General features: G+C 52.9%; 18 protein-coding genes and 2 tRNA genes. 5 read left to right on the top strand and 15 right to left on the bottom strand.

Going from position 1 to position 21,203, the window contains the following annotated elements; translation table 11 throughout:
• Positions 1-58: 58 nt before the first annotated feature.
• The 8 genes from pnp to ETG88_RS10580 form a co-directional block, all read right to left on the bottom strand.
• Positions 59-2,194 (bottom strand): polyribonucleotide nucleotidyltransferase, encoded by a 2,136-nt coding sequence (gene pnp, locus ETG88_RS10545; RefSeq protein WP_095283551.1) that lies wholly within the window; start codon positions 2,192-2,194, stop codon positions 59-61.
• A 241-nt stretch (positions 2,195-2,435) separates the two neighbouring features.
• Positions 2,436-2,705, bottom strand: a complete 270-nt coding sequence (gene rpsO / locus ETG88_RS10550; RefSeq protein WP_003861789.1) for a 30S ribosomal protein S15 — start codon at positions 2,703-2,705, stop codon at positions 2,436-2,438.
• Positions 2,706-2,855: 150 nt separating this feature from the next.
• On the bottom strand, positions 2,856-3,800 hold the full coding sequence (gene truB / locus ETG88_RS10555; RefSeq protein ID WP_129035380.1) for a tRNA pseudouridine(55) synthase TruB: 945 nt from the start codon (positions 3,798-3,800) through the stop codon (positions 2,856-2,858).
• Positions 3,800-4,201 carry a 30S ribosome-binding factor RbfA gene (gene rbfA, locus ETG88_RS10560; protein ID WP_100778756.1) on the bottom strand — a complete coding sequence of 134 codons (402 nt, stop codon included), beginning with the start codon at positions 4,199-4,201 and terminating at the stop codon, positions 3,800-3,802. The genes truB and rbfA overlap by 1 nt, the downstream gene beginning before the upstream one ends.
• 104 nt (positions 4,202-4,305) lie before the next feature.
• On the bottom strand, positions 4,306-6,999 hold the full coding sequence (gene infB / locus ETG88_RS10565; protein WP_129035381.1) for a translation initiation factor IF-2: 2,694 nt from the start codon (positions 6,997-6,999) through the stop codon (positions 4,306-4,308).
• A gap of 24 nt (positions 7,000-7,023) precedes the next feature.
• Positions 7,024-8,511 carry a transcription termination factor NusA gene (gene nusA / locus ETG88_RS10570; RefSeq protein ID WP_100778754.1) on the bottom strand — a complete coding sequence of 496 codons (1,488 nt, stop codon included), beginning with the start codon at positions 8,509-8,511 and terminating at the stop codon, positions 7,024-7,026.
• A gap of 28 nt (positions 8,512-8,539) precedes the next feature.
• Positions 8,540-8,992: a ribosome maturation factor RimP gene (rimP, locus tag ETG88_RS10575; protein WP_142503648.1), complete on the bottom strand. Its 453-nt coding sequence runs from the start codon at positions 8,990-8,992 to the stop codon at positions 8,540-8,542.
• Between the two features lie 207 nt (positions 8,993-9,199).
• A tRNA-Met gene (locus ETG88_RS10580) sits at positions 9,200-9,276 on the bottom strand.
• A 341-nt stretch (positions 9,277-9,617) separates the two neighbouring features.
• Here ETG88_RS10580 and argG point away from each other — a divergent pair.
• Positions 9,618-10,964 (top strand): argininosuccinate synthase, encoded by a 1,347-nt coding sequence (gene argG, locus ETG88_RS10585; RefSeq protein ID WP_100778752.1) that lies wholly within the window; start codon positions 9,618-9,620, stop codon positions 10,962-10,964.
• Between the two features lie 195 nt (positions 10,965-11,159).
• Here argG and ETG88_RS10590 read toward each other — a convergent pair.
• The 6 genes from ETG88_RS10590 to rlmE all read right to left on the bottom strand — a co-directional run bounded on the left by ETG88_RS10590 (position 11,160) and on the right by rlmE (position 16,751).
• Positions 11,160-11,246: transfer RNA gene (locus ETG88_RS10590), tRNA-Leu, on the bottom strand.
• 9 nt (positions 11,247-11,255) lie between these two features.
• Positions 11,256-11,588: a preprotein translocase subunit SecG gene (secG, locus tag ETG88_RS10595; protein WP_100778751.1), complete on the bottom strand. Its 333-nt coding sequence runs from the start codon at positions 11,586-11,588 to the stop codon at positions 11,256-11,258.
• A gap of 224 nt (positions 11,589-11,812) precedes the next feature.
• Positions 11,813-13,150 (bottom strand): phosphoglucosamine mutase, encoded by a 1,338-nt coding sequence (gene glmM / locus ETG88_RS10600; protein WP_100778750.1) that lies wholly within the window; start codon positions 13,148-13,150, stop codon positions 11,813-11,815.
• Positions 13,143-13,991 (bottom strand): dihydropteroate synthase, encoded by an 849-nt coding sequence (folP, locus tag ETG88_RS10605; RefSeq protein ID WP_100778749.1) that lies wholly within the window; start codon positions 13,989-13,991, stop codon positions 13,143-13,145. Before folP ends, glmM begins: the two co-directional genes overlap by 8 nt.
• Before the next feature lie 96 nt (positions 13,992-14,087).
• Positions 14,088-16,022: an ATP-dependent zinc metalloprotease FtsH gene (ftsH, locus tag ETG88_RS10610; RefSeq protein WP_100778748.1), complete on the bottom strand. Its 1,935-nt coding sequence runs from the start codon at positions 16,020-16,022 to the stop codon at positions 14,088-14,090.
• A 102-nt stretch (positions 16,023-16,124) separates the two neighbouring features.
• A complete protein-coding gene (gene rlmE / locus ETG88_RS10615; protein WP_100778747.1) occupies positions 16,125-16,751 on the bottom strand; it encodes a 23S rRNA (uridine(2552)-2'-O)-methyltransferase RlmE in 627 nt (208 codons plus the stop codon).
• A gap of 126 nt (positions 16,752-16,877) precedes the next feature.
• Between rlmE and yhbY the strand changes: the two genes are divergently transcribed.
• Entirely contained in the window at positions 16,878-17,171 is a 294-nt protein-coding gene (gene yhbY / locus ETG88_RS10620) for a ribosome assembly RNA-binding protein YhbY (protein ID WP_095283563.1), read from the top strand.
• Between the two features lie 151 nt (positions 17,172-17,322).
• Here yhbY and greA read toward each other — a convergent pair whose 3' ends face one another.
• Positions 17,323-17,799, bottom strand: coding sequence for a transcription elongation factor GreA (gene greA / locus ETG88_RS10625; RefSeq protein WP_100778746.1), 477 nt, complete (start codon positions 17,797-17,799; stop codon positions 17,323-17,325).
• Between the two features lie 246 nt (positions 17,800-18,045).
• Between greA and dacB the strand changes: the two genes are divergently transcribed.
• The 3 genes from dacB to pmrB are packed head-to-tail and all read left to right on the top strand — an operon-like array spanning position 18,046 to position 21,184.
• Complete coding sequence (gene dacB / locus ETG88_RS10630; protein ID WP_100778745.1) at positions 18,046-19,479, top strand: serine-type D-Ala-D-Ala carboxypeptidase; 1,434 nt, start codon at positions 18,046-18,048, stop codon at positions 19,477-19,479.
• 2 nt (positions 19,480-19,481) lie between these two features.
• Complete coding sequence (pmrA, locus tag ETG88_RS10635) at positions 19,482-20,144, top strand: two-component system response regulator PmrA (protein WP_100778744.1); 663 nt, start codon at positions 19,482-19,484, stop codon at positions 20,142-20,144.
• Entirely contained in the window at positions 20,141-21,184 is a 1,044-nt protein-coding gene (pmrB, locus tag ETG88_RS10640; protein ID WP_129035382.1) for a two-component system sensor histidine kinase PmrB, read from the top strand. Before pmrA ends, pmrB begins: the two co-directional genes overlap by 4 nt.
• Positions 21,185-21,203 lie beyond the last annotated feature (19 nt).

Here is a 21,203-nt window from a genome sequence, read left to right on the forward strand (position 1 = left end):
TAACAAGGCGTCCTGCCTGATAATACGCCCCCCGCCGAAGCGGAGGGCAAATGCAACCTTACTCGCCTTGTTCTGCGGCCGGGGCTTCCGGCGCGGCAGCAGGCTGAGACTGCTCGGTCGCTTCTTTAATGCTCAGACGGATACGGCCCTGGCGGTCAACTTCCAGAACTTTAACCGGGACTTCCTGGTTCATCTGCAGGTAGTCGGTCACTTTCTCAACGCGCTTGTCAGCGATCTGAGAGATGTGTACCAGACCTTCTTTACCGCCACCGATGGCAACGAACGCGCCAAAGTCAACGATACGGGTCACTTTACCATTGTAGATGCGACCCACTTCGATTTCTGCAGTAATCTCTTCGATACGACGAATCGCGAATTTCGCTTTTTCGCCGTCGGTCGCTGCGATCTTCACAGTACCGTCATCTTCGATTTCGATAGTGGTGCCGGTCTCTTCAGTCAGAGCACGGATAACAGAACCACCTTTACCGATCACGTCTTTGATCTTGTCTGGGCTGATCTTAATGGTGTGGATACGCGGTGCGAACTGAGAAATGTCGCCGCGTGGCGCGTTGATCGCCTGCTCCATCACGCCCAGGATGTGCAGACGCGCACCTTTAGCCTGGTTCAGTGCAACCTGCATGATCTCTTTGGTGATACCTTCAATTTTGATATCCATCTGCAGTGCAGAGATACCTTCGCGGGAACCCGCTACTTTGAAGTCCATATCACCCAGGTGATCTTCGTCGCCCAGAATGTCAGACAGAACAACAAAGTTGTCGCCTTCTTTCACCAGGCCCATTGCGATACCCGCAACAGCAGCTTTGATTGGCACGCCTGCATCCATCAGGGCCAGGGAAGCGCCACATACGGAAGCCATGGAAGAAGAACCGTTAGATTCGGTAATTTCAGAAACCACACGAACGGTGTACGGGAATTTGTCAGCTTCCGGCATAACTGCCAGCACGCCGCGCTTCGCCAGACGACCGTGACCAATTTCACGACGCTTAGGCGAGCCAACCATACCGGTTTCACCTACGGAGTACGGAGGGAAGTTATAGTGGAACAGGAAGCTGTCAGTGCGCTCGCCCATCAGTTCGTCGATGTTCTGTGCGTCACGTGCAGTACCCAGAGTCGCGGTTACCAGCGCCTGAGTTTCGCCACGGGTGAACAGTGCGGAACCGTGAGTACGTGGCAGAACGCCAGTACGCACATCCAGACCACGGATCATGTCTTTTTCGCGGCCATCGATACGCGGTTCGCCAGCCAGAACGCGGCTACGTACAGCATTTTTCTCGATAGCGTGCAGGATTTCGCTCAGCTCGTTCGCGTCCAGAGATTCATCTTCTGCAACCAGCGTAGCGATGGTTTCAGATTTGATGACATCAATCTGCGCGTAACGCTCTTGTTTGTCAGTGATGCGGTATGCATCGCTCAGACGCGCTTCTGCCAGTGCAGCAACGCGCGCGTTCAGCGCTTCGTTAACGGCTTCTGGCTGCCAGTCCCAACGTGGTTTACCGGCTTCTTTCACCAGATCGTTGATGTTCTGAATAACAATCTGCTGCTGCTCGTGGCCAAATACCACGGCGCCCAACATCTGGTCTTCGCTCAGCAGTTCTGCTTCGGATTCAACCATCAGTACGGCAGCTTCAGTACCGGCAACAACCAGGTCCAGCTTACTTTCTTTCAGCTCATCCTGAGTCGGGTTCAGTACGTACTGGTCGTTGATATAACCAACGCGAGCAGAACCGATAGGACCGTTGAATGGAATGCCTGACAGGGACAGTGCAGCGGATGCACCGATCATCGCCACGATGTCCGGGTTAACCTGCGGGTTAACGGAAACAACGGTCGCGATAACCTGAACTTCGTTTACGAAGCCTTCCGGGAACAGCGGACGAACCGGGCGGTCAATCAGACGCGCAATCAGGGTTTCGCCTTCGCTTGGACGGCCTTCACGACGGAAGAAGCCACCCGGGATTTTACCAGCAGCGTAAGTACGCTCCTGATAGTTCACGGTCAGAGGGAAGAAGTCCTGACCTGGTTTTGCTTTTTTCTGGCCTACAACGGTCACGAATACAGCGGTGTCATCCATGCTTACCATAACGGCAGCAGTAGCCTGACGTGCCATCATGCCGGTTTCCAGCGTGACGGTATGCTGACCATACTGGAATTTACGAACGATCGGATTCAGCAAAATTCTGTCCTTTCTTAATGAATGACAGCACACCTTCGGTGTGCTGTCGATTTAACCCGACCTTCTTCGCATCCTCGCGACTAATGACAACCGACACCCCCATGGGTGAAGCCTCTCATTAGCCGCGCGAACCTCTGCAATGAAGATCATTTATAGCAACAATACAATAGTTTCCAGTGAATTGCTGCCGTCTGGTTGAAAAAAGGGGCCATTAGGCCCCTTTTTCTGAAACTCGCAAGACTTAGCGACGCAGACCCAGACGCTCGATCAGCGCGGTGTAGCGTGCAACATCTTTACGTTTCAGGTAGTCGAGCAGTTTACGACGCTGAGAAACCATACGCAGCAGACCACGACGGCTGTGGTGATCTTTTTTGTGCTCTGCAAAGTGACCCTGCAGGTGGTTAATCTGTGCAGTCAGCAGGGCAACCTGAACTTCGGTAGAACCGCTGTCGTTAGTACCACGACCGAACTCGGAAACGATTTTAGCTTTAGCTTCAACGCTTAGAGACATGATGAACTCCAAAAAATAAAGAATGAAAGGGTGCCGATCTCTAATTCAGCAACCCCAGTTTACGCCGCGCAGATTGTTAAACAATTTGCCCGACGTTAAGCGGCGATATTCTACCCGTCTCCCCTGCTTATCGCAAGGCAAGTAAATCGCTTAGAGGGGATATTCAACAACCAGGCGACGCGGTGCGACGCGGCCTTCGTCATCGATTTCACCCATTCCGATAAACTTGTTTTCTTCGCCTTCGGTAACGCGGACCAGCCCGGTATGCGGGGTATCTGTCGTGCGAACCGGATTACCGTTTTTAAAGTAAACGGATGAAGTCAGGGGCAAATTCACAACCGGGAAATCAGCAGCCGGACTGTCCATCGGCATCAGCAGCGGGTCAAGCAAATCGGCCGGGGAGATCCCCTGCTCTTCTGCCTGAACGACCAGCGCACGAAGATGCTCAAGCGTCACCATACGTTCAACCGGATATTTACTGACCGCAAGACGACGCAGGTAAATCACATGCGCGCCACAGCCCAGTTTTTCACCCAGATCGTCAATGATGGTGCGAATGTACGTGCCTTTCGAGCAGTGAACTTCCAGCTCTAGCTCGTCACCTTCGTGGCGAATGAACAGCAGTTCGTAGACGGTGATCGGGCGCGCTTCACGCGGGACTTCAATCCCCTGGCGGGCATATTCGTAGAGCTTTTTGCCCTGATACTTCAGCGCCGAATACATGGACGGCACCTGCAGGGTATCCCCACGGAAGCTTTGCAGCGCGGCCTGAAGCTGCTCGGCACTGAAGGTCACCGGACGTTCTTCGACAACCTGACCGTCTGCGTCGGAGGTGTCCGTACGCTGACCAAGTTTCGCAATCACGCGATAGCGCTTATCAGAATCGAGCAGGTACTGGGAAAACTTGGTTGCTTCGCCCAGACAGACCGGCAGCATGCCTGTCGCCAGTGGGTCCAGCGCACCGGTATGCCCGGCGCGGTTAGCGTTATAAAGACGCTTCACTTTTTGCAGCACGTCATTGCTGGATGCACCCTGAGGTTTATCCAGCAGCAGCACGCCGTGCACGTCGCGACCGCGACGACGAGGACGACTCATCAGTCCTCCTTGCTGTCGTCCGGGTTCACACGACGTTCATCGTCATGTTTAACCACGCTGGTCACCAGGTTGGACATCCGCATACCTTCAACCAGCGAGTTATCGTAGAAGAAAGTCAGCTCCGGCACGATACGCAGACGCATCGCTTTACCGAGCAGAGAGCGGATAAAACCAGAGGCTTCCTGCAATGCTTTAATGCCGTTCTTAACAGCGGCTTCGTCTTTGTCGTTCAGGAACGTGACGAACACTTTGGCATAGGCCAGATCACGGGACATCTCAACGCCCGAAACAGTGGTCATCATACCCACGCGTGGGTCTTTGATTTCGCGTTGCAGGATGAGTGCGATCTCTTTCTGCATCTCCTGAGCCACGCGCTGTGGGCGACCAAATTCTTTCGCCATAATAAATTCTCCAGACAAAAAAGGGGCCATAAGCCCCTTTTGATATTTCATGCCGGGTGGCGCTTCGCTTACCCGGCTTACAATTTTCTTAATCCTTTCGGGGATTAAGCAATGCTACGCTGGATTTCGATGATTTCGAACACTTCGATCATATCGCCAACGCGAACATCGTTGTAGTTCTTAACGCCGATACCACATTCCATGCCGTTACGGACTTCGTTAACGTCATCTTTGAAGCGGCGCAGGGATTCCAGCTCGCCTTCGTAGATAACCACGTTGTCACGCAGAACGCGGATTGGGTTATGACGTTTGATGGTACCTTCGGTAACCATACAACCCGCGATCGCACCAAATTTCGGTGATTTGAACACGTCACGAACTTCAGCCAGACCGATGATCTGCTGTTTCAGTTCTGGAGACAGCATGCCGCTCATCGCTGCTTTCACTTCGTCGATCAGATGGTAGATGACGGAGTAGTAGCGCAGATCCAGGCTTTCTGAATCGATAACTTTACGCGCAGAAGCATCAGCACGAACGTTGAAGCCAACCAGAATCGCGTTGGACGCCGCTGCCAGGGTTGCGTCGGTTTCGGTGATACCACCGACACCAGAACCGATGATCTTCACTTTCACTTCGTCGGTAGACAGTTTCAGTAAAGAGTCGGAGATCGCTTCCACAGAACCCTGAACGTCCGCTTTCAGTACGACGTTCACTTCGTGAACTTCGCCTTCAGTCATGTTAGCGAACATGTTCTCGAGTTTAGATTTCTGCTGACGAGCCAGTTTAACTTCACGGAATTTGCCCTGACGATACAGTGCAACTTCACGCGCTTTCTTCTCGTCACGAACAACGGTCACTTCATCACCGGCAGCCGGAACACCGGACAGACCCAGGATTTCCACAGGAATGGATGGACCTGCTTCCAGAACTTCCTGACCCAGTTCGTTACGCATCGCACGAACACGACCGTATTCGAAGCCACACAGTACGATATCGCCTTTGTTCAGCGTACCTTCACGGACCAGAACCGTTGCAACCGGACCACGACCTTTATCCAGGAAGGATTCGATAACGGCACCGCTTGCCATGCCTTTACGAATGGCTTTCAGCTCCAGAACTTCAGCCTGCAGCAGGATTGCGTTCAGCAGGTCATCAATACCGGTACCCGCTTTTGCAGATACTGGGATGAACTGAGACTCACCGCCCCACTCTTCCGGCATAACGCCGTACTGGGACAGTTCGTTTTTAACGCGATCCATGTCAGCTTCTGGCTTATCGATCTTGTTCACAGCAACAACCACTGGCACCTGCGCCGCTTTCGCGTGCTGGATTGCTTCGATTGTCTGTGGCATCACGCCATCGTCTGCTGCTACAACCAGAACAACGATATCCGTTGCCTGTGCACCACGAGCACGCATAGAGGTAAACGCGGCGTGACCCGGGGTATCCAGGAAGGTGATCATACCGTTGTCAGTTTCAACGTGGTAAGCACCGATGTGCTGGGTAATGCCGCCCGCTTCGCCAGAGGCTACTTTCGTTGAACGAATGTAGTCCAGCAGAGAGGTTTTACCGTGGTCAACGTGACCCATGATGGTCACAACGGGTGCGCGGGATTCTGCCGCAGCGCCAGTATCACGGTCGCTCATTACCGCTTCTTCCAGCTCGTTTTCACGACGCAGGATAACTTTGTGGCCCATCTCTTCAGCAACCAGCTGCGCGGTTTCCTGATCGATAACCTGGTTAATGGTTGCCATTGCGCCCAGTTTCATCATCGCTTTGATGACCTGAGAACCTTTAACAGCCATTTTGTTTGCCAGGTCGCCCACGGTGATGGTTTCGCCAATCACTACGTCGCGGTTAACGGCCTGAGCAGGTTTCTGGAAGCCCTGCTGTAAAGAGGAACCTTTACGCTTGCCACCTTTACCACCGCGAACAGCGGCGCGCGCTTCTTCACGGTCAGCTTTGGATTCAGAGTGCTTGTTACCTTTCTTCTGAGGACGAGCCGCTTTAGTCGTGCGAGTACGGCCACGGCCGCCTTCAACTTCACGATCGTTCTCATCTTCGGCCTGGCGAGCATGCTGAGAAGTCGTGACGTGATAATCGCTCTTATCCTCTTCACCTTTCTCTTTTTCTTGCTCAGCCCAAACACCGGCATTTTCTTCCGCCATACGACGTGCTTCTTCAGCCACGCGACGCGCATCTTCTTCGAGCTTGCGACGTGCTTCTTCTTCCGCTTTACGCTTCAGGTCGGCTGCTTCGGTTTCACGACGGGCTTTTTCTGCCTGGGCGGTTTTGGTCATTTCGTCAGTTTGTTGATTGCTCACTTTGTCTTTTTCCGCAGCTTCACGCTTTGCTTTATCACTGGCATCGCGTTTCGCTTTTTCAGCGGCCTCACGTTCAGCTTTTAATACTGCCTCACGCTTGGCTGTTTCTTCTGCCTCACGATGGGCTTGCTCTTCCGCTTCACGCTGCGCCTGCTCTTCCGCTGCAAGGCGCTCGGCCTCTTGCGGATCACGTTTTACAAAGGTGCGTGTCTTGCGGACTTCGATTTGTACCGATTTGCTTTTTCCACCGGTACCTGGAACATTTAACGTGCTGCGCGTTTTACGCTGCAACGTCAGTTTGTCAGGCGTTGAACCGTGTTCACGGTTCAGGTGCGCTAACAAAGTTTGTTTTTCTTGTGCAGTTACTGAGTCATCAGCAGCCTTTGGGATCCCTGCATCAGCAAATTGCTGTACCAGGCGGTCCACAGGGGTCTGAATCTCAGCAGCCAGCGATTTTACAGTTACATCAGTCATGCTGTTCCTTCCTGCTACAGTTTATTACGCTTCGTCGCCGAACCAGCAAATATTACGTGCGGCCATGATGAGTTCGCCGGCTTTCTCGTCGGTTAAACCTTCGATATCAGCCAGGTCATCAACGCCTTGCTCAGCGAGATCTTCCAGCGTACAAACACCACGGGCAGCCAGCTTGAACGCAATCGCACGATCAAGACCTTCCAGATTCAGCAGGTCATCAGCCGGCTTGTTATCACCAAGGCTTTCTTCCTGAGCCAGCGCCAGGGTGGTCAGTGCGTTTTTAGCGCGTTCACGCAGGGCTTCAACGGTTGCTTCATCCAGGCCGTCAATTTCCAGCAGTTCTTTAATTGGCACATAGGCCAGTTCTTCAAGCGAAGAGAAACCTTCTTCGACCAGGACAGTGGCGAAATCTTCGTCGATGTCCAGGTACTTCGTAAAGTTATCGATCGCTGCATGGGCTTCAGCCTGATGCTTAGCCTGCAGGTCATCAACCGTCATTACGTTCAGATCCCAGCCGCTCAGCTGAGATGCCAGACGGACGTTCTGACCGTTACGACCGATAGCCTGTGCCAGGTTACCTGCTTCAACGGCGATATCCATGGTGTGCTTGTCTTCGTCGACAACGATAGAAGACACGTCAGCCGGAGCCATAGCGTTAATCACGAATTGTGCCGGGTTGTCGTCCCAAAGCACGATATCAATGCGCTCGCCGCCCAGTTCAGTAGAAACAGCCTGGACACGTGCGCCACGCATACCAACGCAAGCACCGACCGGGTCGATACGCTTATCGTTGGTTTTTACCGCGATCTTAGCGCGAGAACCCGGATCGCGGGCCGCTGCTTTGATCTCGATAACTTCTTCACCGATTTCTGGCACCTCAATGCGGAACAGTTCGATCAGCATTTCTGGCTTAGAGCGAGTGACGAAGAGCTGCGCACCACGCGCTTCCGGACGCACTGCGTACAGAACGCCGCGGATACGGTCGCCTGGACGGAAGTTCTCACGCGGCAACATGTCTTCACGCAGGATCACGGCTTCAGCGTTGCTGCCCAGATCCAGAGAGATGTTGTCACGGTTCACTTTCTTCACCACACCGGTGATGATTTCACCTTCGTGTTCGCGGAACTGATCAACCACCATAGCGCGCTCAGCTTCACGTACTTTCTGTACGATAACCTGCTTAGCGGTTTGGGTGGTGATACGGTCGAAGGTGACAGATTCGATCTGATCTTCAACATATTCGCCAACGTTGAAGCTTTCGTCTTCGTAACGAGCTGCTTCAAGCGTGATTTCTTTGGTTGGTTGGGTCACTTCTTCGACGATCACCCAACGGCGGAAGGTATCGAAGTCACCACTTTTACGATCGATTTCTACGCGAACATCGATCTCTTGTTCGTATTTTTTCTTGGTTGCTGTAGCCAGTGCACTTTCCAGCGCTTCGAAAATCTTCTCACGCGGCAGTGATTTCTCGTTAGAGACGGCTTCAACAACAGCCAAAATTTCTTTGTTCATCGCGGGCTTTTCACCTCAATCCAGACTGTTAAAAGTGGGGAACCAGGTTCGCCTTCTGGATATTACTCAGCGCGAACACTTCATCTTTGCCTTCGACTGTCACCGTGATCATCTCACCATCAACGGCCTTAATAATGCCCTGCCATTTACGGCGGTTTTGCACAGCCATACGCAGAACGACAGTCACTTCTTCACCGAGATACCGCGTGTAGTGCTCAGCGGTGAACATCGGACGGTGGAGACCAGGCGAGGAAACTTCCAGGTTATAGGCAACAGTAATAGGATCTTCAACGTCAAGAACTGCACTAACCTGGTGGCTGACATCAGCACAATCATCAACATTGATGCCATCTTCACTATCAATATAGATGCGCAGCGTGGATGTGCGGCTGCGAATAAATTCGATGCCGACCAGTTCGTAGCCCAGTGCTTCGACTGGTGCCTTAATCATCTCTGTTAATTTTTGCTCTAATGTGGACAAGCCCACCCCCAAGACATAAAAAAAGGGCCTAAAGCCCAGTTATTCTGTAGTCAGATAACAAAAAACCCCGATAAATCGGGGCTTTAGATAACTGAACCCTATAGCCGCAACTGCGGCCTGGAGCACTTTCTGAAAGAATTTTTTCAAATCCAGCTACGAAGGCTCTGAGTCTTCACAGTATATTTGAAAAAGAACTTTATAGGAAAGTGGTTGCGGGGGCCGGATTTGAACCGACGACCTTCGGGTTATGAGCCCGACGAGCTACCAGGCTGCTCCACCCCGCGCCTGAAACGTGGCAAATTTTACTCGTTTTGGGTAAAAAATGCAAATAATGCTGGGATTTGGTACCGAGGACGGGACGTAAAATCTGCATGCATTATATTGGTTAGAGCATTCCGCTGTCAACTCTGGTTTCCATGCGCTACGCTGAATAACGTTAAAGGCTTGTGTCTTTTTTCCTGTTTGCCTCGCAACAGGCAGCAGCACAGGATTTTTCACAAAAAATGCATGAATCTCTTCCGGTCATCGACAAAAGATGATTAAATGAAAACTCACTTATTTTGCATAAACATGCAATGAGAGCGAAAGCGGTCTCTAATCAGTCAATCAAGCAGGGTTTTATTTTATGACGACGATTCTCAAGCATCTTCCGGTAGGACAACGTATTGGCATCGCTTTTTCTGGCGGCCTGGATACCAGCGCTGCACTGCTGTGGATGCGCCAAAAGGGAGCGGTTCCTTATGCTTATACTGCGAACCTGGGTCAGCCGGATGAGGAAGATTATGATGCGATCCCTCGTCGTGCCATGGAATATGGCGCAGAGAACGCACGTCTGATTGACTGCCGTAAGCAGCTGGTTGCGGAAGGTATCGCTGCGATTCAGTGCGGTGCATTCCATAACACCACGGGCGGTCTGACCTATTTCAACACCACACCGCTGGGTCGTGCGGTGACGGGCACGATGCTGGTTGCCGCCATGAAAGACGATGGCGTGAACATCTGGGGCGATGGTAGCACCTATAAAGGCAACGACATTGAGCGTTTCTATCGTTATGGTCTGCTGACAAACGCCGAGCTGCAGATTTATAAACCGTGGCTGGATACCGACTTTATTGACGAGCTGGGCGGCCGCCATGAGATGTCCGAGTTCATGATCGCCTGCGGCTTCGACTACAAAATGTCAGTTGAGAAAGCCTACTCCACCGACTCCAATATGCTGGGTGCGACGCACGAAGCGAAAGACCTGGAATTCCTGAACTCCAGCGTGAAGATCGTTAACCCGATCATGGGCGTGAAGTTCTGGGACGAAAACGTCAAAATCCAGGCTGAAGAAGTGACGGTACGTTTTGAGCGTGGCCACCCGGTTGCCCTGAATGGTCAAACGTTCGCTGATGACGTCGAGCTGATGCTGGAAGCAAACCGCATCGGTGGTCGCCACGGCTTAGGCATGAGCGATCAGATTGAAAACCGTATTATCGAAGCTAAAAGCCGTGGCATCTATGAAGCCCCGGGGATGGCACTGCTGCACATTGCTTACGAGCGTCTGCTGACCGGTATTCACAACGAAGATACCATTGAGCAGTATCACTCCCACGGTCGTCAACTGGGTAAACTGCTGTACCAGGGCCGCTGGTTCGATCCACAGGCACTGATGCTGCGTGATGCTCTGCAGCGTTGGGTTGCAAGCGCTATCACCGGTGAAGTGACTCTGGAGCTGCGTCGCGGTAACGATTACTCCATCCTGAACACCGTGTCTGACAACCTGACCTATAAAGCAGAGCGTCTGACCATGGAGAAAGGTGATTCCGTGTTCTCTCCGGACGATCGTATCGGTCAGTTAACCATGCGTAACCTGGATATCACCGACACCCGTGAGAAGCTCTTCAACTACATCGAAACCGGTCTGCTCTCTGCCTCTTCCGGCAATGGCCTGCCGCAGGTTGAGAATCTGGAACACAGCGACAAGAAGTAATTCTTAATGAGGACATGCAAAAGGCGCCTGAGGGCGCCTTTTTTGTTGGCGTTCTTTTGTCGGGCGGGTAAGCACACTGCTATACGCCCGTTTTGCCTGGTGGTACTACTACGCTTACCGAGCCTGTGAAAACAGGGACTCAAAAGATACAGACGAAAAAAAAAGACGTCTTTCGACGTCTTTTTTCTGGAATATTGGTACCGAGGATGGGACTCGAACCCACAAGCCCGTTAGGGCACTACCACCTCAAGGTAGCGTGTCTACCAATTCCACCACCTCGGTACTGAGTACTTAGTGCGGGATATCGCTGGTCGGCTTAGCCGGTTCAGCTGGCTGAGTCTGCTCAGTTTTAGACGGAGCACTCAGATTGTCCCACTCGCTTCCTTTTGTGGTCTTGTTGCTATTGATATTGCCAAGCGCCAGACTGATGATGAAGAACAGCGTAGCCAGAATAGCCGTTGTACGGGTCATGAAGTTCGCAGAACCACTTGAACCAAACAGCGTACCGGAAGCGCCTGCTCCGAAGGAGGCTCCCATATCAGCGCCTTTACCTTGCTGCAGCATGATCAGCGCTACAAGAGCGATGGCTACAATAAGGAAAACAACTAAAAGAGCTTCGTACATAATCAACCTGTTCCTTGCGGAGTTGCCGCATACCAATGCTTCGACCAATTTAGCAGGAATTGTGTTTCCCACTGAAGCGGGTGTGAATACTAACCAAAGCGAATGACCTTCGCAAGGGCAATTTCAGCGCATTGTATCAACTGCGGAAAAAAACAGCAAAAGCGCATCTGTCGGGCAAAATAAAGGCGACAAGCGTCGCCTTTTTAAACACTTACTGTGCAAAGTTATGCAGCTTTCACCGCATCGGCGATTCGATGAGCAAACTCAGTAACCTGCTGCTCGTCTTCACCTTCGACCATCACGCGGATAAGCGGCTCAGTACCCGATTTACGCAGCAGCACGCGGCCACGATTCCCGAGGGCAGCTTCGACTTCCGCCATCACCGTTTTCACGTTCTCATTTTCCAGCGGATCGCCTTTACCCGCGGTAAAGCGAACATTCACCAGAATCTGCGGGAACATTTTCATGCCGGTGCAGAGATCGTGCAGACTCATATGGTTGCGCACCATCGCGGCAACCACCTGCAGACTGGCGACGATACCGTCACCCGTAGTGGTTTTATCGAGCAGGATCACGTGACCGGAGTTTTCAGCCCCAATGCGCCAGCCTTTTTCCTGCAATTTTTCCAGCACATAGCGGTCGCCCACTTTAGCACGCGCAAATGGAATACCCAGCTGCTTCAGCGCCAGCTCGAGACCCATGTTGCTCATCAGCGTACCTACCGCGCCACCGCGAAGCTGGCCCTGACGCAGTCCTTCACGGGCGATGATATAGAGGATCTGATCGCCATCGACCTTATTGCCTTCGTGATCAACCATAATGACGCGGTCGCCATCACCGTCGAACGCAATCCCCAGGTCGGCTTTTTCAGCCAAAACGCGGGCCTGCAGCGCGCGCACGTCAGTGGCGCCCACTTCTTCGTTGATGTTGACGCCGTCTGGCTCACAGCCGATAGCAATCACTTTAGCGCCGAGTTCACGGAACACATTTGGCGCAATGTGGTATGTCGCGCCATTGGCACAATCGACCACAATTTTGAGGTGGCTCAGGCTCAGTTCGTTCGGGAAGGTGCCTTTACAGAATTCGATGTAACGGCCCGCTGCATCCACAATACGGCTGGCTTTGCCCAGCTCAGAAGAGTCAACGCAGGTCAGCTCTTTTTCCATTTCTGCTTCGATGGCCTCTTCGACTTCATCTGGCAGTTTGGTGCCATCGATGGAGAAGAATTTGATGCCGTTGTCGTAGAACGGGTTATGGGAAGCTGAAATCACAATACCGGCTTCAGCGCGGAAGGTGCGCGTCAGATAAGCCACCGCAGGGGTTGGCATTGGACCGGTAAAGGAAGCGGAAAGCCCGGCGGCTGAAAGCCCCGCCTCTAATGCCGACTCCAGCATATAGCCAGAAATACGGGTGTCTTTACCGATGATGATCTTACGCGAGCCATGACGCGCCAGTACCTTACCTGCCGCCCAACCCAACTTAAGTACAAATTCAGGAGTAATAGGTGCATCACCCACACGCCCACGGATACCATCGGTGCCAAAATATTTACGATTACTCATAGCGTTTGTTTTCCTTCGCTGACAATGTGGCTTCAACCACACGCATAGCTTCTACTGTCTCTTTGACGTCATGGACGCGAATAATGTGAGCACCTTGCATAGCCGCGATCACCGCGCAGGCAAGGCTGCCGCTCAGACGTTCGCTCGGGCCAACATTCAGCAATTGCCCGACCATGGTTTTTCGCGACATCCCGACCAGCAACGGCAAGCCAAAATGGTGAAATTCCGATAAGCGTGCAAGCAGCTCATAGTTATGGGAGAGATTTTTACCGAAACCGAATCCCGGGTCGAGCAGCAATTTCTCTTTTGCGATACCGGCACGCTCACAGCGCGCGATTTGCTCAATAAAGTAGCGATTCACGTCCGCGAACACATCAGAATATTTTGGAGCTTCCTGCATCGTTTTTGGCTGCCCCTGCATGTGCATCAGGCAGACCGGCAAACCGGTTTCTGCGGCAGCCTCAAGAGCACCAGGCTCAGACAGAGAGCGAATATCATTAATGATGTGAGCACCCACTCTCGCCGATTCACGAATGACTTCCGGCTTAGAGGTGTCGACGGAGATCCAGACTTCAAAGCGCTGGGCGATAGCCTCAACCACCGGGATCACGCGTGATAACTCTTCTTCCACACTCACGTCCGCCGCACCGGGGCGCGTCGATTCACCGCCGATATCAATAATCGTTGCGCCTGCATTGATCATCAGATTGGCATGCTTCACCGCGTCAATCAGCGTGTTATGCGTGCCGCCGTCGGAAAAGGAGTCAGGGGTAACGTTCAGGATGCCCATCACATGGGGATGTGAGAGATCGAGAGTCGTGTCCTGGGCGAAAAGTTTCATGGCTAAATCCCTGGTATTTTGAGTTATGCAGATAAGAAAAACCCCGGAGCAAGCTCCAGGGTTTCAGGTGAAGATAAATACATCTTCAGCGGTGACTTATTTGTCGCCTAACTGTTCTGACATGGTATTGCCCGGATTTGGCGTACGCGGTTCATCGACCGGACGCGGTGCACGCGGGGTGCCATTGTTGTCAGAATTATTGGAAGCGCCTGGATCTTCCCAGCCTGCTGGTGGACGCACTTCGCGGCGAGCCATCAGGTCGTCAATCTGCGGAGCATCAATGGTCTCATATTTCATGAGCGCATCTTTCATTGAGTGCAGAATGTCCAGGTTGTCATTCAGGATTTCACGTGCGCGGCCATAGTTACGTTCAACCAGTGCCTTCACTTCCTGATCGATGATACGCGCAGTTTCATCGGACATGTGTTTCGCTTTCGCTACAGAGCGGCCCAGGAATACTTCGCCTTCCTCTTCCGCGTACAGCAGCGGACCGAGTTTGTCGGAGAAGCCCCACTGAGTAACCATGTTACGTGCCAGGTTAGTCGCGACTTTGATGTCGTTAGACGCACCGGTAGAAACATGCTCCACACCGTAGATAATCTCTTCAGCCAGACGACCGCCGTACAGGGTCGAAATTTGGCTTTCCAGCTTCTGACGGCTGGCACTAATCGCATCGCCTTCCGGCAGGAAGAAGGTCACACCCAGTGCGCGACCGCGCGGGATAATGGTCACTTTATGCACCGGATCGTGTTCCGGTACCAGACGACCAATAATCGCATGGCCTGCTTCGTGGTATGCCGTGGACTCTTTCTGCGCTTCAGTCATCACCATGGAGCGACGTTCCGCACCCATCATGATTTTGTCTTTCGCTTTCTCGAACTCCACCATCGACACGACGCGTTTGTTACCGCGAGCGGCAAACAGCGCTGCTTCGTTGACCAGGTTCGCCAGGTCAGCACCGGAGAAGCCCGGCGTACCACGTGCGATGATTGCCGCATCGATGTCCGGAGACAGCGGTACGCGACGCATGTGGACTTTAAGGATCTGTTCACGACCACGAACATCTGGCAGACCGACCACAACCTGACGGTCGAAACGGCCTGGACGCAGCAGCGCAGGGTCAAGTACGTCTGGACGGTTAGTCGCCGCGATAACGATGATACCTTCGTTACCTTCGAAGCCATCCATCTCAACCAGCATCTGGTTCAGAGTCTGTTCACGTTCATCGTGACCGCCGCCCAGACCCGCGCCACGCTGGCGGCCTACAGCATCGATTTCATCGATAAAGATAATGCACGGTGCTGCCTTCTTGGCCTGCTCGAACATGTCACGCACACGAGATGCACCAACACCCACGAACATTTCAACGAAGTCAGAACCTGAAATGGTAAAGAACGGGACTTTCGCTTCACCCGCAATGGCTTTCGCCAGCAGGGTTTTACCGGTACCCGGAGGACCAACCATCAGAACGCCTTTCGGGATCTTACCGCCCAGTTTCTGGAAACGGCTCGGCTCACGCAGGTATTCAACCAGTTCCGCCACTTCTTCTTTTGCTTCGTCACAACCTGCGACGTCGGCAAACGTGGTCTTGATCTGATCTTCCGTCAGCATGCGCGCTTTGCTCTTACCGAACGACATGGCGCCTTTGCCACCGCCGCCCTGCATTTGGCGCATGAAGAAGATCCAGACACCGATAAGCAGCAGCATCGGGAACCAGGAAATGAAGATAGAAGCCAGCAGGCTTGGCTCTTCAGGCGGCTCACCTACCACCTTGACGTTTTTAGTCAGAAGGTTATCAAGCAGCTTAGGATCGTTCACCGGGATGTAAGTCGTGTAACGGTTACTATCTTTCTTGGTAACGTTGATCTCACGTCCGTTGATACGCGCTTCGCGAACCTGGTCCTGATTGACCTCTTGCAGGAAGGTAGAATAATCCACCTTGCGGCCATTCGACTCGCTGGGCCCAAAGCTCTGGAACACTGACATCAGCACAACGGCAATGACCAGCCAGAGTATTAGGTTTTTCGCCATGTCACTCAAGGGATTAACCTCATATTACAACTGTGTTAAAAACAGCGTCAGGAGACTCTCTATCCAGTATCTTTCGAACGTTCGTCCGAAGTCAGCCGGTTATCATTTCCGCCCGGTCGCTACAATATACACTTCACGTGAACGAGCACGGGAAGAGTCCGGCTTACGAACTTTCACTTTCGCAAACAGGGAGCGAATTTCCTTAAGATACTCCTCGAAACCTTCGCCCTGGAACACCTTCACTACAAAACTACCACCAGGCGCTAGAACATCACGACACATTTCTAACGCAAGTTCAACCAGATACATGGAACGGGGAATATCCACCGCTGGTGTTCCGCACATATTTGGCGCCATATCAGACATGACAACCTGAACTTTACTGTCACCTACACGTTCGAGTAATGCTTTCAGGACTAATTCATCACGAAAATCGCCCTGAAGGAAGTCAACACCGACAATCGGATCCATTGGTAAAAGATCGCATGCGATGATTCGCCCCTGGCCACCAATTTGTGTCACAGCGTACTGTGACCATCCGCCAGGTGCCGCACCGAGGTCAACAATCGTCATTCCCGGTTTAAAGAGTTTGTCACTTTGCTGTATTTCATCAAGTTTAAACCAGGCACGGGAACGTAACCCCTTTTTCTGTGCCTGAAGAACATATTTATCGCTAAAGTGTTCCTGGAGCCAGCGGCTGGAGCTGGCAGAACGCTTTTTACCTGTCATTTAACTTTCCGTCCTGGTTCATCGTAACCTGCCTTTGACGTAAATTTCTACGCAGCTATTTGGCGATATAAGGGAGATGGCGGTAGAATGAACCGTTTTCAATCCCAACGTAAGCAAAAATATACGATGAATCTGAGTACTAAACAAAAACAGCACCTTAAAGGTCTGGCACATCCACTCAAGCCTGTAGTCATGCTTGGCAACAATGGTTTGACCGAAGGGGTGCTTGCCGAGATCGAACAAGCGCTGGAGCACCACGAGCTGATTAAGGTGAAAATTGCCTCTGAAGACAGAGACACGAAAACCCTGATCGTGGAAGCTATCGTGCGCAATACCGGTGCCTGTAATGTACAGGTTATCGGTAAAACGCTGGTGCTCTACCGCCCGTCTAAAGAGCGTAAAATCTCGCTGCCACGCTAAGAATATCCTGAATCGAACACTTTTTCAGTGTAAAACGAGGGATTTCCAATAGCAGGTGAGCAAAATGCCATGCTCCGTGAGTTGATAAAAGGCCGCTATGCGGCCTTTTTCCTTTCTTTACAATGTATCAACAACTGCGGTGAGATGCGAATTACAGGTACTCGACCTTGATAATTTCGTATTCCACTTCGCCGCCTGGCGTGCGGATCACCACCACATCGTCCTGTTCTTTGCCAATCAGACCACGGGCAATCGGCGAGTTAACGGAGATGAGGTTCTGTTTAAAGTCTGCCTCGTCATCGCCCACAATGCGGTAAGCCTGCTCTTCGTCATTGTCCAGGTTCAGCACCGTCACGGTAGAACCAAAAATCACGCGGCCATTGTTCGGGATTTTGCTGATATCGATCACCTGTGCATTCGACAGTTTCGCTTCAATATCTTTGATACGGCCTTCACAGAAGCCTTGCTGTTCGCGCGCGGCGTGATACTCCGCGTTCTCTTTCAGGTCGCCATGCTCACGCGCATCCGCGATTGCGGCGATGATTTCAGGACGGCGAACAGATTTCAGAAAATCCAGTTCTTCGCGCAGTTTTTCGGCACCACGTAAGGTCATCGGAATAGCTTGCATTTGTTATACCTCTTAAACATTCCTGTTGGGAGCGACTCACTCACTCCGACTTCCGGCCTCGCAGGCGTCAAAGCGTGTCACAGGTCGGGAGCAAAAGAAAACTGCCCGGAAGCAAAGTTCCAGGTCAGCAGCAATTTTTCAATTTGATGCGCATTTTACCGCGAAGTTCACTATGGGTCATCGTTTACTTTACAGGGCGTTGCACCGTAGTATGACGGTTTGTTTACGGGTTGTTAGCGCGAGATTATGCGATTTTCCAGATTTATCATCGGATTGACTACCAGTGTGGCGTTCACTGTCCAGGCAGCGAATGTGGATGAGTATATTAATCAACTCCCAGCTGGCGCTAACCTTGCGCTGATGGTGCAAAAAGTGGGTGCCCAGGCGCCGGAGATTGACTATCACAGCCAGCAAATGGCACTCCCCGCCAGTACACAGAAAGTGATTACAGCTCTGGCTGCACTCTTGCAGCTGGGGCCCGATTTCCGCTTCACCACCACGCTGGAAAGCAAAGGCAGCGTGGATGACGGCGTCCTGAAAGGCGATTTAATCGCCCGTTTTGGTGGCGATCCGACTTTTAAGCGCCAGGATATCCGCAATATGGTCGCGGTGCTGAAAAAGTCCGGGGTGCAGAAAATCGACGGTAATGTGCTGATCGACACCTCCATTTTTGCCAGCCACGACAAAGCCCCTGGCTGGCCGTGGAACGACATGACCCAGTGCTTTAGCGCCCCGCCGTCTGCGGCAATCGTCGACCGTAACTGCTTCTCCGTCTCGCTGTACAGCGCGCCTAAGGCCAATGATTTAGCCTTTATTCGCGTGGCGTCCTACTACCCCGTCACCATGTTCAGCCAGGTACGCACGCTGGCGAAAGGCTCGCCTGATGCACAGTATTGCGAGCTGGATGTGGTGCCTGGCGATCTGAACCGCTTTACCCTGACCGGATGCCTGACGCAGCGTGCCGACCCGCTGCCGCTGGCGTTCGCTATTCAGGATGGTGCCAGCTACGCCGGTGCCATTCTGAAAGATGAGCTGAAACAGGCCAATATCAGCTATTCCGGGACGCTGCTGCGCCAGACGCAGTCCAATGAACCCGGCACGGTGATTGCCAGCAAACAGTCCGCGCCGCTGCACGATCTGCTTAAGATTATGCTGAAAAAGTCCGACAACATGATCGCCGATACGGTGTTCCGCATGATCGGCCATGCCCGATTTGGCGTTCCCGGTACGTGGCGTGCAGGTTCCGATGCCGTTCGCCAGATCTTGCGCCAGCAGGCGGGGATCGATCTGGGTAACACTATTGCGGTCGATGGCTCCGGCCTTTCGCGCCATAATTTGATCTCACCTGCAACAATGATGCAGGTTCTTCAGTACATTGCGCAGCACGACACTGAGCTAAACTTTATCTCGATGCTCCCTCTCGCGGGTTACGATGGATCTCTTCAGTACCGTGCAGGTCTGCACGCTGCTGGCGTAGACGGCAAAGTTTCCGCCAAAACGGGTTCACTGCAAGGGGTGTATAACCTGGCAGGGTTTATTACGACGGCCAGCGGCCAACGCATGGCGTTTGTGCAGTATCTTTCCGGCTATGCCGTCGAACCGAGCGACCAGCGTAATCGCCGTATCCCTCTGGTGCGTTTCGAAAGCAGGCTTTACAAGGACATCTACCAGAATAACTAGCGATGAAATTACTCATTGTTGAAGACGACCTGTTATTACAGGAAGGTCTGGCGCTGGCGCTGGCCAACGAAGGATATGCGCTTGATTGTGCCGCCACTGCGGCAGAAGCTGACTCGCTGATTCAAAGCGGCGAGTACAGCCTGGTGATCCTGGATTTAGGGCTGCCCGATAAAGACGGCGCTACGTTGCTGAGCCAGTGGCGTCGCCGCGGCGTTGATAATCCGGTGCTGATCCTGACAGCGCGCGATGCCCTCGCAGACCGAATCAATGGTCTCGACTCCGGCGCAGATGACTATCTGGTGAAACCCTTTGCCCTGGCAGAGCTACAGGCTCGCGTTCGCGCGCTGATTCGCCGCTATCAGGGGCACAGTGACAATCTGGTGACGGATGGCGATCTGACGCTGAATTTGCAAACCCAGCAGGTGATGCGCCATTCGCAGGCGGTCGAAGTCACTCCGAAAGAGTTCGCTCTGCTCACGCGGCTGATAATGCGCACCGGACAAACGGTGCACCGCGAAACTCTCCAGCAGGATATCTATTCCTGGCAGGACGATCCGGGATCAAACACCCTTGAGGTCCATATTCACAATCTGCGGCGCAAGCTCGGTAAAGACCGCATCAAAACCGTTCGCGGCGTGGGCTATCGCCTGGAGAGTCAAAAATGAACAGCATGCGTCGGCGATTGATGGTTTTGCTGGCGGTCATTCTGTTATTTTTCCAGTTGATTAGCGTGATTTGGCTGTGGCATGAAAGCCGCGAGCAAATTGGCTTTCTGGTGAGTGAAACCCTGTCGGCAAAATCGCGTAATCAACATGTCGAGAAGGAGATCCGCGAAGCCATAGCCTCGCTGCTGGTGCCTTCGCTGGTCATGGTCGGTTTTACCCTGCTCTTCTCCTTCTGGGCCATCACCTGGATAACGCGCCCGCTAAATAAACTGCGCGTCAGTCTCGCCAACCGCTCGGCGGATAATCTCACTCCCCTGCCTCTTTTTTCCGATATGGAAGAGATTGGAGCGGTGACGACGTCGCTGAATCAGCTGCTTGCCCGTCTGGACCACACCATCAAGCAGGAGCGCTTATTCACGGCTGACGCGGCCCATGAGCTACGTACACCGCTCGCTGGTATCCGGCTTCATCTGGAACTCATGTCTCAGTCAGGCTCACCACAGGCTGCGACGCTGATTCATCGCATCGATCAGCTGATGCATACCGTCGAACAGCTGTTGATGCTCGCGCGAGCGGGGCAGGCAATGGCCAGCGGCCATTATGATACGGTCAACTGGAGTGAGCATATTATCGCGCCGCTGGCGTTAGAGCATGAGGCGAAAGAGCACAGCGTCATTTGGCCGCTTAAAAGCTCTCTGACCGTTCAGGGCGATCCGGTACTCCTGAGACTGATGCTGCGCAATCTGCTGGAGAATGCGGCGCGCTATAGCCCGGCGGGTACGACTATCACCGTCACGCTAACGGAGCACGACGAGGGCACCCAGGTCAGCGTTATCGATCAGGGGCCAGGCATCGACGAGGCGCATCGCCATTCGATTACCGAGCCGTTCCGTCGTCTCGACCAACGCTTTGGTGGCAGTGGGCTGGGGCTGAGTATTGTCCTGCGTATCGTGCAGCTGCACCGTGGCAATCTGACGCTGGAGAATGCGCCTGAGGGCGGGTTAATCGCCAGTTGCTGGCTGCCCTCCACGCTGAGCTAAAAAAAGCCCCCTTCGAGAG

The organism is Lelliottia nimipressuralis (assembly GCF_004115925.1).
Classification (GTDB): Bacteria; Pseudomonadota; Gammaproteobacteria; order Enterobacterales; family Enterobacteriaceae; genus Enterobacter; species Enterobacter nimipressuralis.